The 17,314-nt window shown below is 37.6% G+C and carries 17 protein-coding genes and 1 riboswitch; of the genes, 14 read left to right on the forward strand and 3 right to left on the reverse strand.

Features of this window, described 5'->3' with window-relative positions; all coding sequences use genetic code 11:
- Positions 1-34 precede the first annotated feature (34 nt).
- Together RHP64_RS02315 and RHP64_RS02320 are read left to right on the forward strand one after the other, a co-directional pair.
- The gene (locus RHP64_RS02315) at positions 35-1,336 is read left to right on the forward strand and encodes a glycoside hydrolase family 73 protein (protein ID WP_061514773.1); all 1,302 of its coding nucleotides are present in this window, start codon (positions 35-37) and stop codon (positions 1,334-1,336) included.
- A gap of 383 nt (positions 1,337-1,719) precedes the next feature.
- Entirely contained in the window at positions 1,720-2,685 is a 966-nt protein-coding gene (locus RHP64_RS02320) for a GRP family sugar transporter (protein ID WP_071951818.1), read from the forward strand.
- 81 nt (positions 2,686-2,766) lie between these two features.
- On the opposite strand, the gene greA is transcribed toward RHP64_RS02320, so the two are convergent.
- From greA to RHP64_RS02335, 3 genes are all read right to left on the reverse strand, one after another.
- The gene (greA, locus tag RHP64_RS02325; RefSeq protein ID WP_011679314.1) at positions 2,767-3,249 is read right to left on the reverse strand and encodes a transcription elongation factor GreA; all 483 of its coding nucleotides are present in this window, start codon (positions 3,247-3,249) and stop codon (positions 2,767-2,769) included.
- Positions 3,250-3,304: 55 nt separating this feature from the next.
- Positions 3,305-5,914 carry a YfhO family protein gene (locus RHP64_RS02330; RefSeq protein ID WP_462785058.1) on the reverse strand — a complete coding sequence of 870 codons (2,610 nt, stop codon included), beginning with the start codon at positions 5,912-5,914 and terminating at the stop codon, positions 3,305-3,307.
- A gap of 88 nt (positions 5,915-6,002) precedes the next feature.
- Positions 6,003-6,620, reverse strand: coding sequence for an NAD(P)-binding oxidoreductase (locus RHP64_RS02335; RefSeq protein ID WP_025267805.1), 618 nt, complete (start codon positions 6,618-6,620; stop codon positions 6,003-6,005).
- Between the two features lie 124 nt (positions 6,621-6,744).
- On the opposite strand from RHP64_RS02335, the gene RHP64_RS02340 reads away from it, so the two are divergent.
- The 12 genes from RHP64_RS02340 (at position 6,745) to thiE (ending at position 17,252) form a co-directional block, all read left to right on the forward strand.
- A complete protein-coding gene (locus tag RHP64_RS02340) occupies positions 6,745-7,896 on the forward strand; it encodes an AAA family ATPase (protein ID WP_025267806.1) in 1,152 nt (383 codons plus the stop codon).
- The gene (locus RHP64_RS02345; RefSeq protein WP_025267807.1) at positions 7,893-9,050 is read left to right on the forward strand and encodes a vWA domain-containing protein; all 1,158 of its coding nucleotides are present in this window, start codon (positions 7,893-7,895) and stop codon (positions 9,048-9,050) included. Before RHP64_RS02340 ends, RHP64_RS02345 begins: the two co-directional genes overlap by 4 nt.
- Entirely contained in the window at positions 9,047-9,337 is a 291-nt protein-coding gene (locus RHP64_RS02350; RefSeq protein ID WP_025267808.1) for a hypothetical protein, read from the forward strand. The genes RHP64_RS02345 and RHP64_RS02350 overlap by 4 nt, the downstream gene beginning before the upstream one ends.
- Positions 9,334-9,840 carry a hypothetical protein gene (locus tag RHP64_RS02355; protein WP_014324351.1) on the forward strand — a complete coding sequence of 169 codons (507 nt, stop codon included), beginning with the start codon at positions 9,334-9,336 and terminating at the stop codon, positions 9,838-9,840. The genes RHP64_RS02350 and RHP64_RS02355 overlap by 4 nt, the downstream gene beginning before the upstream one ends.
- A 350-nt stretch (positions 9,841-10,190) precedes the next feature.
- Complete coding sequence (locus RHP64_RS02360) at positions 10,191-11,366, forward strand: ABC transporter substrate-binding protein (protein ID WP_061514775.1); 1,176 nt, start codon at positions 10,191-10,193, stop codon at positions 11,364-11,366.
- Between the two features lie 57 nt (positions 11,367-11,423).
- On the forward strand, positions 11,424-12,302 hold the full coding sequence (locus RHP64_RS02365) for a branched-chain amino acid ABC transporter permease (RefSeq protein ID WP_014324353.1): 879 nt from the start codon (positions 11,424-11,426) through the stop codon (positions 12,300-12,302).
- On the forward strand, positions 12,302-13,276 hold the full coding sequence (locus RHP64_RS02370) for a branched-chain amino acid ABC transporter permease (protein WP_014324354.1): 975 nt from the start codon (positions 12,302-12,304) through the stop codon (positions 13,274-13,276). The genes RHP64_RS02365 and RHP64_RS02370 overlap by 1 nt, the downstream gene beginning before the upstream one ends.
- Positions 13,248-14,033: an ABC transporter ATP-binding protein gene (locus tag RHP64_RS02375; RefSeq protein WP_011679323.1), complete on the forward strand. Its 786-nt coding sequence runs from the start codon at positions 13,248-13,250 to the stop codon at positions 14,031-14,033. The genes RHP64_RS02370 and RHP64_RS02375 overlap by 29 nt, the downstream gene beginning before the upstream one ends.
- Positions 14,030-14,743, forward strand: a complete 714-nt coding sequence (locus RHP64_RS02380; protein WP_014324355.1) for an ABC transporter ATP-binding protein — start codon at positions 14,030-14,032, stop codon at positions 14,741-14,743. The genes RHP64_RS02375 and RHP64_RS02380 overlap by 4 nt, the downstream gene beginning before the upstream one ends.
- A gap of 37 nt (positions 14,744-14,780) precedes the next feature.
- Positions 14,781-14,871, forward strand: a riboswitch (TPP riboswitch).
- A 144-nt stretch (positions 14,872-15,015) separates the two neighbouring features.
- Positions 15,016-15,795: a hydroxyethylthiazole kinase gene (gene thiM, locus RHP64_RS02385; RefSeq protein ID WP_061514776.1), complete on the forward strand. Its 780-nt coding sequence runs from the start codon at positions 15,016-15,018 to the stop codon at positions 15,793-15,795.
- A complete protein-coding gene (gene thiD, locus RHP64_RS02390; protein ID WP_061514777.1) occupies positions 15,788-16,621 on the forward strand; it encodes a bifunctional hydroxymethylpyrimidine kinase/phosphomethylpyrimidine kinase in 834 nt (277 codons plus the stop codon). Before thiM ends, thiD begins: the two co-directional genes overlap by 8 nt.
- Positions 16,614-17,252: a thiamine phosphate synthase gene (gene thiE / locus RHP64_RS02395; RefSeq protein ID WP_061514778.1), complete on the forward strand. Its 639-nt coding sequence runs from the start codon at positions 16,614-16,616 to the stop codon at positions 17,250-17,252. The genes thiD and thiE overlap by 8 nt, the downstream gene beginning before the upstream one ends.
- The last annotated feature ends 62 nt before the right edge of the window (positions 17,253-17,314 follow it).

The following is a 17,314-nucleotide window of genomic DNA, read 5'->3' on the forward strand; positions in this document are numbered from 1 at the left end:
CCGCTTTATTACGCTGTAAGAGGTGAGATGAGATATGCAGTCTAGAAAAGAAAGACATCAGCATGAGATCAAAAATGCTGAGGCGATTGAGAAAGGCCTCGATCCATTTGCTGATACAATGAATAGTGGGAATAAGGGCGATAGCCCTAGAAAAAAACGTAAAAAGCCTAATCGTCTGATATTACTTTTGTTACTTTTAGTTATAGTGATAGGTCTGTTTTTCGGATTAAAAGTGTTATTGACAGATAATACAGCTGCATTAGATCCGAATGACACAACGTTTAAAACTGTGAAAATACCATCCGGATCTACACCCTCTCAGATGGCAAAAGCATTGCAAAAACAAAAAGTTATTAAAAGTTCTGAGGCCTTTTACAAATATTCATTAAAGCACGGTGCCGAAGATCTCCAAGCAGGCACTTATAAAATATCACCTTCTCAAACTGTTCAATTGATTTTTAAACAGTTGACGATGGGGCCTAATGCCGGACCACAATTGGGTAAAGGATATGTTTTGGTAGCAACAGGTCAAGATCAGGCGGCTATTGCCAAAAACATTGCCAGTGAGACTAAATTGTCACAAGATAAAGTGAATAAGGCATTTAGTGATAAATCTATTATTTCTAAGATGAAATCAAAGTATCCGGATTTATTGAAAAATATGTCTTCTAAGAGTAACTTGGCCGATTACGTTTACCCAGCAGCATACGATTTAAATAAAGTGACAGATGTTACTGATTTAATGACGAAATTGTTGGCAACTTCAGATAAACAACTAAAGTCGTATTATAAAGACTTGAACAAAGATGGTATAAATAAGCCTGCTGTTATAACATTGATGGCTACTTCGGGTAAAAGCGAATTTGAACATCGTTTGGCTTTTGTCAATAAAATTGCGCCATATGCTCAGACACTCAGTAAGAAATATGGTATCTTAGCATCAATATCGATAGCTCAAGCGGCACATGAATCAAACTGGGATAACTCAAAGCTATCATCTAAATACAATAACTATTTTGGTGTTAAAACTCAGGATGAGACAGCAGGAAAATCAGTTGTTTTGGAGACGACTGAATATGTTGATGGAAAACCTGAAACACAAAAAGCACGTTTTGCTGTGTATAGTGATTGGAAAGATAGCATGAAAGAACATGCTGAGACATTAGTGAATGGTAATACTTGGAATCCTAATCAGTTCCAAGATGTATTGGATGCAAAAAACTACAAGGAAGCCGCTAAAGCTCTGTATAAGGATTCATATGCAACCGATGTTAATTATCCAAAATTGATTATAAATTTAATCGAGACATGGAATTTACAACGTTTTGATAAATAAAAAATGTACCCGATCATCTAGACATTTTAGATGATCGGGTTTTAATATACGATATAACTGAATATGTTTTCAATTTTTATTTCTTATTTAATTTTAATATTTAAAAAAAATGATGTAAATTTTCAAAAATTATCGTGTAAATGATTGTATTGTACTTAATAAAAGTAAGTGCACACCAATAGTAATAAAGATTATCAGTAATTTTATAACGTAAACTTTTTCATGATTTTTATTCAAAATTTTTAATAAATTAACAATTATTTGAAAACGTTTACAGAAATTCTAAAAAAAGACTTGTGTAAACGGTTTCACTAATGTAAAATAAACAGTGTTAAAAAATGATGTGTTGCAGAACATCATATGAAAAAGGAGCAATATTTAGCATGAGTTTAGCAATTTTACTGGCCCTAGTGCCGGCACTAGCTTGGGGTTCCGTTGGAATCGTCAACACAAAAATGGGGGGAACAGCAGGGCAACAGACCTTAGGTATGACTTTTGGTGCTTTGATATTTGGCCTAGCAACAATGTTTTTCTTTGTCATGCCACGCCACATCGAATTAAGCAGTCATATTTGGGTTGTCGGTATCGTTTCTGGATTGGTTTGGGCAGTTGGAACAGCAGGACAATTTTTGGCTATCAAGGATTTGGGCGTTTCGCTTGCTATTCCATTGTCAACAGCCGGTCAAATTGTAGCAAATGCTTTAATGGCTGCTGCTGTCTTAGGCGAATGGAAAACTGCTAAAATGTGGGCAATTGGTGTGATTTCAATCATTACGGTTGTTATCGGTGCAACTTTAATTTCAGCACGTGATAAATCAAAAAACAGCGCAGGAATTGAAGCACAAGAGCAAAAAAAGGACTGGACTAAAGGGCTTATCTACCTGATTGTTTCAACCATCGGATTCATGTTCTATTTTGTTTTACCAAACTTCTTAAACAAAGTTGGTTACATCTCTGATGCCATTAAAGCACGTGGTAATGGTGTCGATTATATGACCGCCATTGTTGGACCACAAGCTATCGGTCAAGTTATTGGTGCCTTTCTAATTGTTGCCTTCGTTTTGAAAGAATCAAGTATCATGTTTAAGTTACCAACTTGGCGTAACATTGTAACAGGTTTAGTTTGGGCTGCTGGTAATATTTTCATGTTCATCTCAGCTGCCAATCCTGATGTTGGTCAAACTATCGCGACAACATTCTCACAATTAGGTATTATTGTTGGTACTTTTGGTGGTATCTATATATTAGGAGAGAAGAAGTCAAGTTATCAGATGAAGTTAATTGTGATCGGTACAATATTAGTTGTTATTGGCGCAATTATCATCGGCAATATTTATACTTTCGCATAATATAAAACGTCTGAAACATTGTTCAGACGTTTTTTAATGCAATAAAAAAGCACCTAGGCAGGTGCTTTTTGAATACTGAAATTATTTAGTTACGTTAATAATTTCAACGTCAATGCTAATACCATTTGGTAATGGAACAGCAACGGTTTCTCCGACCTTTTTACCAATTAAGGCATTAGCCATTGGAGACTCGTTAGAAATTTTTCCTGCCAAAGGATCAGCTTCTACAGAACCAACGATAGCATATGTTTCAGGTTCTTCATTTGGTAATTCTTTGAATGTCACCGTCTTACCTAATGAAACTTCGTCCTTAGCTGTTGCATTAGAATCAATGATTTCAGCATTATCAATCATATTTTTTAATGTTTGAATGCGTCCTTCAACAAAGGCTTGTTCATCTTTAGCTGATTGATATTCCGAGTTTTCTGATAAGTCACCGTATGATCTTGCAATCTGAATACGTTTTGTAATTTCTGGTCGTTGATTAGCAATAAGATCTTCCAACTCAAGTTGAAGCTTGTCACGGCCTTCAGCAGTCATTGGATATGTTTTTTCTTCAGACATAAGTGTTTCCTTTCAATTTGCGCTTTTTTCCGCAAAATATAACGGAAAAAGCATATCATGTGTGGATTTTTTTTGCAATAGATTTTCGATTAATTATTAATAATAGCAATAAGGCGAGTAAGCTAATTATTACACCGTAATAGAAAAGAGGTGGTGTATATACAAAGGATATTTTATGAAGGCCAGGTTTTGTTTTTACTGCTATAAAATAATTAGCTACTTTGGTCGTTTTGACTGTTTTACCATCAACCTTAACTTGCCAGCCTGGAATTGACGGAATAGTTGTCATAACGAGTGGCTTTTTTGTCGTTGTTTTGATAGTGCCTTCAATGCGTCGCTGCGAGCGTTTGCTTATCTTTAGACCATTCTGTTTCAAATTAGTCGAATCATTGGCTATTCGCTCATTATCGATGTGATACAGAGTCACCTTTGTCAGCGCTAGTGTTTGGGTATCTTTAAGCCTAAACGTGATAGTTTGCAGTTTATCTTTGGCATTTGTGGCCAAATTAACAACAACAGTGTGTCGGTAAGTATTGAATTGTGTAATTATCTTGCCGTTAATTAATAAATCAAAATTTTTAATGTCTAATCCGCTGCCGATCGTCAGATAATAACTATCATTATTTGTGGGCGTAAATTGTAAGTCAAGACTTGCAGGTTTTGCAGCATTTTGTCGAGTGATAATTGAACCAGTAATCATACTTGGTGCAGTAAGATTATGTCCGATGGACTTCTGGAAGTTATCTACATGAACAGTTGAGGTTGTTGAGCCTGTTATACCTTGCCAAAGATTACCTTGATTTTGGAGTGGATTATTGAAAAGCATTTTCGTATTCAATGCACCAGAGCTAGCTGCAAATGCGAGTGGCAAAGCATTTTTATTTTGATAAACATTTGTGGTTTTGGTAGTGGCCTTAAGGTTGTATTTTTTGCTATCAGGACGAAAACCAATTAGATGTTGGCTAGGCTGGCCAGCGTCTCCATTATCTTTGCCATTTGCCGTGATAAAATACTTCATCCCCAAAAAGGCATCGGATAATACGCTACCATTACTATAAACAACGTAATTATCACCATCTGGTTGACCAAAATTACCAAAGAAAGTTGGTGTTGCCTTTGGTAAAGCAGAACTAAAATGAGCACCACCATAATAGTTAAGCATCATTGAGTCGCCACGTGTGCGCTGGAATGTTTGTGCCACGCGGTACCATGAACGATCTTTTTTAATTTTTTGATTTGCGTCGGTAAGGGCGTGAATGGCATTCTGATATTCGGTGTTTGTAAGATATGAAAAATGATTCAGTGTTAATGCTACATTGGCGCCAAGGGAAACGATGGTGATTAGACTAAGTATCGGCAACCAAATACGATCGTGACTTTTAAAAGTAAATTGGGCTAGGGTTAATAAAGCTAATCCAATAAAAATGGCAATGCTATTACTGTCTGTGTAGCTTGTTTTTTGATCATTTATAAACGCATATACCGCGACGCCTACTAAAAAGACAAATAGCAAAACAAGTGTTATTTTTTGAGGTCGCCAAGTCGGCTGCCAACTCATTGCAGCTAAGTATATAACAAAAAAACTAATTAGAAAACTAAACCGGTAAGGATACCAAACCGGATATTGAAAACCATGAAAAAGCAAGGTTAAGGGCGCCCATGTTGTTGCCAAGATGAGAAAACTCAAAATAGCAAACGCACCAACTTTGACACGCCAATGTATGACACGAGTGGTAATAAAGGTAACCAATGTGATTAAAATAAACGCGCTAACATAAAAATTGGCTTGACCACTCTGCATCTGGTCAAAATCAAAGCTGCCCGGAATTAACTTGAGAAATAGATGCAAAGGATTGTTATCAAATTTGAAAGAAAATTCGGAATTATATTGTGATTTACCAAGCGTCAATTGGAAGTAGGTGGGCAAAATAAGCCACGCGGATAATGCGCCACCAATAATAGAACCAAGAGTAAAGTGCCATAAAATAGTTAGACGATGTTTAACATTAGGCCATGTGAGGCGCCACAAAAAATAAAGAACAATAAAGATGGCTACCATGAAGCCAATATAATAGTTCGTGATGATAGTAATAGCAAGTAAGACGCTATAACGCCACCATGTTTGACGGTAGAATACTTGTTCAAGCTGATAAATTACAAGTGGCAGCATGACAGCTGTATCAATCCATAATAGGTTGAGATTATTAGCGACAAACCAACCTGATAGAGCAAAGTTGATGGCAAAGAGGGTAATATAGTAGCCATGTTGTAAATGCAATTTTTTTAAAAGGTAACCCATTGAGAGACCAGCTGCACTAATCTTTAAACAGATAACCAATAGAATCGCAGCAGGTAAATTAGCGTTTGATACAAAAAGAAAAATGAAGTTAAATGGGCTCATCAAATAGTAGGCCCATTCACCTAACATATCTCCACCTAGTGCGTTTGAAAATGAATAGAAGAAACTGGACGGGTGTTGTAAAATAGTGTATTTGAATGCTGCAAATTGATCAATGTATTGTTGACCAAGATCAACAGTCAGGATAGAGTTGGAACCAAAGGGTGCCATTTTTCGATAAGCAAAATATCCGATTAGAACAAGAAAAGGAATCCAGAAACTGAGTGCAAGCGGTGAAATTGTGTATTTTTTAATTTTACTTTTCATAAGTATTAGCATACCAAATTTTATTTAAATTGAGAAAAATTAAAACCAGAATCTTCTTCCGTATTAGAAAATTCTGGCCAAGTTGTTGTTATTTAGTTGAAGAAATCGCAACAGATTCTGCAATATGTTGTTCGGGATTTAATAATAGCTGTGCAATAAATTCTGCGACGCTTGTTCTAGTGATTGGGCCACCAATAATTTTTTCGTGAGGATCAGTTTGGACATTCAGTTGTTGCATTTTATTATCATCTGTTAATTCATTGGGTCGGATGATTGTATAGTCCAATTGGGACTCTTCGATGCGCTTAGCTGCAGCAGCTTGATCGCCCATGTAGGTGTTTTCATTGTCTGGGGTGCCCAAAATATTACGCCAAATGTCAGCAGTTTCGGTAGCTATCTCATTGTAAATACCGATTGTTGCGACCCAAATTAAGCGCTTAACGCCGGCAGTGTGCATTGCGTTAACTAAGGCATTAGCGGCGTTTTTTTGTCGACCTTCTGCACCAATATTTGCATAAACAATATCAATGTCTTTTAGCGCACGAACCAAGTTTTCTTCCTTGGTAGCATCAAGTGATTTGATTGACTTTTCAGGGCGAGCATGAAGAGAAGTTAATGTAATTTTTGTATCGGTATTTGCCAGTATGTCAACCACAATTTTAGCAATTTGACCGTTGGCACCGAGGATTAAAATGTTTTTTGTCATGTCTTCATTTTAGCACGATTGTTTGTGTTGCGGTAGAATATACTTAGAAAGGGTATAGAAATAAACGTGGTGATAATTATTAGCTTTTAGACACGGTTAACTATACATAAAACATGAGGTTTATATGAGTTTAACTTATCAAAAATTACTAGTAGCTGTACCTTTGATTTTGCGTGGCGGTAACGTACCGACGATTGTGGGAGAAGCTGGAATTGGAAAATCTGCCCTTGTTGCTGAAATAGCTAAAAAATTGGGTGCAAAACTTTTTACAACAGTAGTTTCATTATCTGAAAAAGGAGATTTAGCAATTCCAATTCCACCTTTGAATGAGACATCATTCTTGCAAACTAAAAATTATGGTCGATTGGCTGATATCAAATTTGGTTATACACACACTTTGATACAAATTATAGAACAAGCTGAAGTCGAACCGGACCGAACAATTATCTGGTTTTTAGATGAATTCAACCGAGGATCACAAGCAGTACAAGGTGAACTAATGAATCTTGTTTTACAGCGACAGATTAATGATCTGGTATTGCCTGATAATGTTAAACTCATTCTCGCAGAAAATCCTGATGATTCAATGCAAGGGTTTGAGAATGCCGAATACGCGGTTCAAACATCTGATGCAGCGATTAAAGATCGAACCACTCGACTTGTCATGACTGTTTCAGTTCGTGATTGGTTGCAGTGGGCCGCATCTGGAAAAAAGCGGCCGCACATACACGACTTGGTCCGCCAATTTATTGCCGAAAATGCCGAATTATTGTACCCAAAAAATCGAGATATTGACTTGAACCCTACCCCGCGTGCGTGGCAGCGCGTATCTGATAATTTATTCCAGTTGCAAAAACTAACCAATGAGCAGCAGGATGAACTGTTATTTGATATCGTGGCAGGAGATCTTGGGGACAATTGTGCCACACAATTTGTGACTTTTGTCCAAGAAAAAACAACTAGTCTAACAGCTGAAGATGTCTTTAATTCAGTACCAAGTGGTCCAAAATTACCACAGACAATACGTGAAAAATTTGAGAGCTTTTCAGAAATTCAAAAGCTGAACGTGATGAAAACCTTATTATTAACGGCAGATATGAGACTAGACAATAATGCTGGACGTTTCAGTGAGTTACTCAATTTGATTGCTCCCGATGGACAGTATGCACTGGTAAAACAAATGACGAGCGCGCCAATTTTGGATGATTTATATGCTTCTGATAATCATTATGCCAACGTGTTATATCAACAGATTATGGATATTGCTACACGATGAAATCAGAGAATGACAATCTAATTATTGATGGTATTAAAACATTGCTCGATGTATCGCCCCTCTACGGCAATATTGTGATGAACTTAGTCCGAGAGGTGAACCCACAGGCTGCTAATCCATTAGCGTTAAAATGGCAAGGACACCATTGGTACTTAGTGGTTAACCCTAATTTATTAACGGCTCGTTTTACATCACACAACCAGGTTGCTGCTGCGTTAGCTCACGAGGCTTTGCATGTTATTTGGCAGCATCCGACTCGTTATGCGCAAGAACGAGAACATAATCAAATGGTTGATATAGGTACTGACTTAGCGGTCAACCAATACTTACCAAGAGATTTGGGTGAACTACCTGGTGCAATATCGTTTCAAACTATTAATGAACTCTATCACGTTAATTTACCACACGATCAAGATTCATCGACCTATATTTCTTTATTGTCAGAAGTTGATCAAAAAAATTCACGGGCAAAAAAGAAGGCTTTGCCAAAACATACGGAATGGCAGAGCGCGAGTAATTCAATAGAAGAAGCTGAGTCTGCACTTAAAAATGTGATAAAAAAAGCTAATGACGATACGAAATACGCTGGGCGTGGTAATGTATCGGGTGCGGTTTTGCAACAAATTAGCGAGGTTGTCGTACCAAAACGTAACTGGAAAAGTATTTTGCGATCTGGTATCAGTCAAGCACCAAATAAAAAGAAAGATTCACGAGCTAGGTTTAATCGCCGACAGGCTTATCGACTTGATCTACCAGGAGAAATTAGTCGTTATGATACGGAAATTGCTGTTTTCATTGATAATTCTGCATCAATATCTAATTCACAGGCAAGTGAGTTTTTAGCCAATGCAATGCAGATAACAAAACAATTTGATATTAACGTGCATTTCTTTTCGTTTGATACGAAGGTGCATCAAATTAAAAATATAAAAACTTGGCAGCGCCATGCCGGTGGTGGGACAACTTTCCAAAGCATATTTGATGCATTGCCCGCTTTAAAATTTTTCCCTTTGCAAACACTGGTAGTCATTTTTACGGATGGCGATGGCGAAAAAGAGTTGATTCAAACCAAATTTAAACATGTGTATTGGGTACTACCAGAGGGGCAAACATTAAGCATACCATCACCATTTGGAAAGGTTATTACGCTATGAAATTAAAACCTCGAGATCTTAAGAGTTTTATTGATAAAGACATACGCTACAAGCGGGCAGAAGCATTACTGATTGGGCAGTGGGAATCATTGTTATTAAGTGATCCGTGGGACATGCCGATGATTACACGAGCCGATGTTTCTTTTGCGAAAACATTAAGCGAAGCAAATGTTGTTAAAACAGATGTTGATTTGTCGACGTTTAAAGGTGTACAGAAATTTATAAGCCACAACAACAGTCGACTATCACCAGACGTTGTTAAACTATTAAAGGAGCCATTTTTATGAAAATAAACTTAGTATTAGCACCAGAGCAGCCAGTTTCGGAACTGTTAACATTACAAAGTGCTCAACCGCAAAATGTATTTTATTTAGGAAAAATTTCTCAACTGGCGGGGACAAATTTACTCATCATTGATGCTCAGAATGTCGTTGCAAAATTTGCCCGTCCTATTGGATTTGAGAGTCGAGCAGTTATCGGACAATTTAAGGGGAATGTTATCCATCAAATTGCTTTTCAGGCTAAAGATAACAATGATGAATTGATTGCAAAGTTATTAACTGGGAATGCCATTATGGCTCAAAATGACAATGGTAAGTCAGAGTACATGATTTGGTCATTCTGGTCTACTCACGATGAATTGGCACGTTTTCTAGCTAGTGAAATCTATCAACAAATGCACGCTTTGATGAAAAATCCGTATACTACAACTTATCAGCACGTGACTGATCAATCGCAATTATCCTTGACTACCAAAATGCGTGACTTTGACAAGGAGTGGTGGGGATAAGTAATTACGAAGGCTAATTTTCACATTTTTATCGTGTAAATCCCGATATGTTCTTGACAATGTTTTTACTGGCCTGTATGATATTAGATATTAAGAAATTAGGAGGCAACACATCATGCAAAACATGAATCAAAAACAAAACTCATCTCAAGCCCTCCTTCTCCTCCTCATGCTGTAGTCATGATGAGGTTTTTCGCACTCATGACTAACTGGAATCAGTGTTCATGGGTGTTGAAGTGATGAGTATAACTGCTGTCATTATTAACGATTAGTAACCCATGAATTTTGGTATTCATGGGTTTTTTGTTTGCGAAAAGAAGGAATTGAGAGAATAAATTGGAGAAGAAAGAATGAAAAAAATTGTAATTGTCGGCGCTGCGTTTATTGTTGCTATTGGTGGTATTGTTGCATTTGGGGTAGTCAATAAGTCTAGCAAAGCATCAACATCAAATGTGATCAAAATTGGGGGTGTTTTTGATACATCTGGTGACGCTTCCTCATATGGAAAAGCTGAGCAAGATGGTGCTAACTTTGCTATAAAGCAAATTAATGCTAATGGTGGTGTTAAAGTTAACGGAAAAAGCTATAAGTTTAAAATCATTAACAAAGATGCTAAGACGGACAATACTGAAACTGCTTCGGTAACAAGTAGTTTGATTAACAAAGAAAAAGTCAGTGCTATCGTTGGTCCCGTGATTACCTCTGGTGTTCAAGCAGCAGTGCCAGTGGCAACTCAGGGTAAGACGCCGATGATTTCACCAACTGCTGGTGCAGACAACATTACTTTGCAAAAGAATGGGAATGTTCAACCTTACGTATTCCGCGCACAATACAAAAATTCTTTTATGGGTACAAAGATGGCACAATTTGCCACAGAGACTTTAAAAGCTAAAAATATTGTGATTTTCCAGGACAATTCTTCCGATTACGGTACTGGTATCACATCTGCATTTAAAAAAGCCTTTAAGGGTAACGTCGTAGATGTTGAATCTTATCAAGAAGGGACGAAAGACTTTCAAGCAGTTTTGACAAAAATTAAGGATAAAAAGTTTGACGCAATTGCAATCAATGGCTATTACACTGAGGGTGGCGCAATTTTGAAGCAAATGCGTGATATGGGGATTGATGTGCCGGTTATTGGACCAGATGGCATTGGTGATCCTAAAACGGCTGAAATTGCAGGAAATAAAAATACAAGCAATGTTTATTACGCGGCACATTTCTCAGTTGATGCACCAGCTACTAAGGTTTCAGCACCATTCGCCAAAGCTTATAAAAAGGCTTACGGCAAGTATCCATCACAATTTACAGCTTTAGCTTATGATTCAGTTCGCATGATAAAAGCAGCTATTGAAAATGAAAATGCAACTAGCAAATCGGCAATTACTAAGGGATTGGCTAACTTGAAAAATTTTGATGGTGTAACTGGTAAGATGTCAATTGACAAAGACCACAATCCTGTCAAATCAATGGTTATGGTCGGTATGACTGATGGTAAAGAGTCATCTGCCGTAGTTGTTAAGTGAACACGTTTTCTAAGAAACGTATGAAACTAATGCGTTTGATAATATTTTGAGGTTAAAATGACTACTTTCATTCAGCAATTAATCAATGGTCTTATGCTAGGCAGTGTCTATGCGCTACTAGCTTTAGGCTATACAATGGTCTACGGTATTATTAAATTAATCAATTTTGCACATGGTGATATATACATGCTCGGTGCGTATTTTGGCTATTTTTTCATCAAGGTTTTACATTTGAATTTCTTTATAGCGTTAATTCTCGCAATGGCAGTAAGCGCCATTATTGGTGTGGTCATTGAGTATGTTGCCTATCGACCATTGCGTCATTCTCCAAGAATTGCGGTTCTTATCTCCGCTTTAGGCATCTCTTTTTTGCTAGAAAATGGCATGACTTATTTGTATGGGTCAGATCAACGTTCATTTCCACAGGCGATTAAGACAGTACAATACCACTTTTATGGTATACAAGTTTCAAATATTCAGTTGATTATTGCTGTAACTTCAATAGTTTTGATGCTGTTATTAACTTACATTGTTAAAAATACAAAAATGGGTCGTGCGATGCGGGCAGTATCCGCAGATCCAGATGCAGCGTCATTAATGGGCATCAACATCAATCACACAATTTCATTTACATTTGCAATTGGGTCAGCATTGGCGGCGGCTGGTGGCGTTTTGATTGGATTATATTATAACAGTATTGACCCATTGATGGGTATGACTCCTGGGTTGAAAGCGTTTGTTGCCGCGGTTTTGGGTGGTATAGGCATTATTCCAGGGGCAGCAGTAGGTGGTTGGCTAATCGGTATATTGGAAACAATGGTTCAAGCGACAGCTTTTTCAGATTACAAAGATGCGATTGTGTATGCAATGTTGATTGTCATATTGCTTATTAAACCGACTGGTATTTTAGGGAAAAACAAGCGGGAGAAAGTTTGATGGATCAAGCGCATATTAAATACACGTTATCATGGGCATCTTTGGCTGCAATGGGGTTCATTTTGATATTCGTGGCTCAAATGGTTGGCCTTATTGGTCATTATGGCATCACAACGATTGTACTTATCGGCATTAATATCATTGCTGCACTGGGACTTAATCTAGTGGTTGGTATTTCAGGGCAGTTTTCGTTAGGGCACGCTGGATTTATGGCTATCGGTGCTTACGCGACAGCATTAGTTATGGAAGTTGTTCCAGGTATCATTGGCTTTATTTTGGGAATGGCTGCAGGCATCGTAGTCAGTGGCGTAATTGCCTTAATTGTTGGTATTCCAACTTTGCGTTTACGTGGTGATTATTTGGCTATTGCAACATTAGGGTTTGCTGAAATTATTAGAATTGTCATTATGAACTTGAAAATAACTAACGGACCAGCTGGTATTTTTGGCATCGCACCTTTTGTGAGTTGGCAATTAGTTTATATACTAGCAGTTATAACATTGATTATTGTGGTCAACTTTGTTCGTAGTATGCCTGGGCGAGCCATTATTGCCGTTCGTGATAATGAAATTGCTGCCGAATCCTTAGGAATTAATACAACTAAGTATAAGGTAATTGCTTTTGTGACAGGGGCATTATTTGCTGCTATGGCTGGTAGCTTACGTGCAAGTTTCATCCAATCTATTGCGCCTAAAGACTATGCTTTTATGCAAAGTATTATGATCTTAATTATTATTGTGATAGGTGGGATTGGCTCAATGAGTGGGACAGTTGTGACAGCAATTGCGTTAGGTGTGTTAGACACAATGTTACAAAATTTTGGTTCCTTGCGTATGGTCATCTACGCTGTTATTTTAATTGCTGTGATGCTGGTTAGACCTCAAGGTATTTTTGGTAGTCGAGAACTATCATTAAAGAAATGGTTATTTGATGAAGGAGACGGACATGGCTCAGACAATACTGAAAACGCGTGATTTAAGTATCCGTTTTGGAGGTGTAACTGCTGTTGATGGTGTTAATATTGAAGCTGCCGAAAATGAGTTAATTGGTTTAATTGGGCCAAATGGTGCGGGTAAAACCACATTATTTAATTTACTAACAGGTGTATATTCACCTAGTGAGGGAGAAGTACTCCTATTTGATGGTCAGCAGTTAGCTAATGTCAATCGTCAATCTCCTGCAAAACGTGCTCGATTAGGCGTTGCGCGCACTTTTCAAAATATTCGCTTGTTTGAAAGTCGAACAGTATTAGAGAATGTTATGATTGCTATGAATTCTAGTACTCAGGCACATGTATTCAGTTCATTGTTTCGTTTACCTTCATTTTATAAAAATGAAGAGCAACTAAAAAACGAAGCTCGTAAGCTGCTAAGTATTTTTGATATGCTGGAGGTACAAGATACGCTGGCAACAAACTTACCATATGGGCAACAACGACGTTTAGAAATTGTGCGGGCATTGGCCACAAAACCTAAAATCTTATTTTTAGATGAGCCAGCAGCTGGTATGAATCCACAAGAAACGGCTGATTTAACACGTTTAATTAAACAAGTTCAACAAGAATTTAAGATGACAATTATTTTAATTGAGCATGATATGAACCTTGTTATGGCTGTCAGTGAGCGATTATATGTATTAGAGTACGGTAAGTTATTAGCCAGTGGCACACCATTAGAAATACAGCAAAATGCCGATGTGATCCGTGCATATTTGGGAGAAAATAACGAATGAGTGCATTACTGACAGTTGAAAATTTAAACGTAAGTTATGGTGCCATTAAAGCGGTACAAGACGTTAACTTTGTGGTGAACAATAACGAAATCGTATCACTAATTGGTGCTAATGGCGCTGGGAAAACTACAATTTTACGTACGATTTCGGGCTTAGAAAAACCCACTAAGGGACGTATTTTATTTGAAAATCAAAACATATTGACTATGAATTCAGAGCGAATTGTCTCAAGTGGAGTTGCTCAAGTGCCAGAAGGACGTCGCGTGTTTTCTGGCATGACTGTTCAAGAAAACCTACAGTTGGGTGCTTTTACTCGAGGCAAGGGTATTAACTTGAAAGATGAATACACACTTATTTACGATCAGTTTCCAATTTTAAAGGAAAGACGTAATCAAGATGCAGCGACTTTATCTGGTGGTGAACAACAAATGCTAGCCATGGGTCGCGCATTAATGGCAAAACCAAAATTGTTATTGTTGGATGAACCTTCCATGGGCTTGGCACCGCTATTTATTGAGAAAGTTTTTGATATTATTAAAAATGTTAATGCACAAGGAATGACAGTATTAGTAATCGAACAAAATGCGAATCAAGCGCTAAAAATTGCGGATCGCGGCTATGTTTTGGAAAGTGGAAAGATCACGATGACAGGTACGGGAGCAGAGCTACTTGCATCAGATGACGTGCGCAAAGCATACTTAGGCGGTTGATTATTCATATGGATTCAGGTACACTGAAGTAGAATTAAATAAATATCTGGGGTGCCCAAGCTGGCTGAGAGATACCCATTGAACCTGATTACGGTAATTCGTGCGAAGGAAGATTATAATAATGAACTATTCTAGTGTATAAATATGCCTATTTAGCCGTTAACTAATCTTTTCTGATAGTTAGCGGTTTTTTTATTCATTAATGTTAATTTTTAAAATTAATGAAGATATTTGTTTAAAAACACGAAGCCAAACAAAAAAGGAATTTAATCATGAATATTACAGACATTAGAACGAAATCACCTCTTGTCCTGACTTATGCAAATTTTGTTACACCACAATTTGTAGCTAATGTAGTTAATGTTGTTGGTGCCTCACCGTTAATGAGTCGCGAGCTAGCAGAATTTAAGGAATTAGCCGGAATTGCCAATGCGGTGATTATTAACACAGGGACGCTTCAAAAAGTAGAAATTAACGATATTATTAAACTTTCTCAGGAAGCATACCAATTAGGCAAGACAGTCGTATTAGATCCGGTTGCTGTATCAGTTCCATTTAGGTCTAAAGCCATTACACAATTTTTAGCCTCTGGTCATGTTGATGTTATTCGTGGCAATGCAGCCGAAATTGCTTGGTTTGCCGATATTGATTTTGCTAGTCAAGGTATCGATGCTACTGGAAAAGGTGACGTAATTGAAATTGCACAGCGTGCCGCCAAAAAAACAGGTGCAGTGATTGCGCTAAGCGGGGCTTGTGACGTTGTCAGTGATGGTCAATACACACAAACACTTGATATAAATGTTGAACAATTATCTTCTATTGTAGGTACAGGAGATGCCTTATCATCATTAATTGGTGCGTTCATTGCCGATGGGCTAAAGGTTCCTAATGTGATGAATGCAATGGCTACATTCAAACTTGCTGGACAAAAAGCCGCTACAAAAACGAATCAACCAGGGTCTTTTACAAATCAATTATTAGATGAATTATTTGTTATTGATAATATCGATGTTCAAAATTTTATTAAAGAAAGTGTGCTGAATCATGGTTAATAAAACACCCCAAGCTCTAACAATTGCTGGTATGGATAGCAGTGGTGGCGCTGGAGTTAGCGCGGATCTAAAGACGTTTGCCGCCCAAGGTGTTTATGGCGCTAATGTTATTGTTGCTCTAACAGCACAAAACACAATGGGTGTACAGCAAGTTTCGATGACTTCACCATCTATGATCCATGCCCAATTAAAATCAGTGGCTGATGACTTAAAAATAAGTGCTGTAAAAAGTGGCATGCTTGGTGATGTGCCCACAGTAGAATCAGTGTCTGAATTTTTACAACAAGCAGATTTTGGTAACTATGTATTAGATCCTGTAATGGTTGCCAAGGGAGGCGCTCACTTATTGAGTGATGAGGCCATAGTTGCTATTAAGTCTAGTTTGATACCGTTGGCAACGCTCATTACGCCTAATATGCCAGAAGCTGAAGTCTTAAGTGAGTCAAACATTACTAACCATGAAGATGTGATGCAATCCGCTTCAAAGATACAACAATTAGGAGTTGAAAACGTATTATTAAAAGGTGGGCATGCCTCCGGGAAAGATGTTTATGACTATATTCTATTGGCTGATGGTAGTCATTTTTGGCTTAAAAGCTCACGGGTAGATACAATTAGAACTCACGGGACAGGGGATACAATTTCTGCGGCCATTACTGCTCGTTTAGCTTTGGGAGATGATATGAAAACGGCTATTATTCATGCAAAAGCTTATGTTGATGCTACCATTCGTGAAGGTATCGATGTTGGGCATGGGCATGGACCGCTTAATCACCAGGCAAGAGTGACTGACAGGCATTTTCCAGAGGTACTAGAAAATGTTTGATCCGAGCATATTAGTAAATTATTTTGTATTAGGAACTCAGGACACCAATGGAGAGAGACATTTTTTTGAAGTCTTAGAGGAAGCACTGCAATCGAAAATCAGTGTGTTTCAATATCGAGAAAAAGGGCAACTGGCTTTAAGTGGATCAGAGAAATTACGAGTAGCCAAAAAAGTCCGGCAACTAACAACTGACTACCATGTACCATTGATTATTGATGATGACATTCAACTAGCACATGAAATTGATGCAGAGGGTGTTCATTTTGGGCAAAAAGATGGCGATATTATCAATAATATTCAATTAGCTGAGAATCTAGCTGTTGGGGTATCGGTGTCTAATGACAGCCAATATAAAAGAATAGAGAATATTAAAGGGATTGATTATATCGGAATTGGTCCTGTTTTTGCGACGGTAAGCAAAGCTGATGCAAATCCAGAGATTGGGGTTGAAGGTTTAAAATATTTGACAAGCAGAAGTAAATGGCCAAGTGTGGCAATTGGTGGAATATCGGAAATAAATTTGTCATCAGTTTTATCTACGGGTGTTAACGGTGCTGCTGTAATCAGTATGATTAGTCAAAGTGCAAATATAAGCGCTACCTTAAAATATTGGCGTTCATTACATTTATAAATAATGTGTTTTGCTGAAAATATCACAAACAAAATATACTTTGCGAATGAATAATGGTGTTA

This window comes from Leuconostoc sp. XM4 (assembly GCF_055698815.1).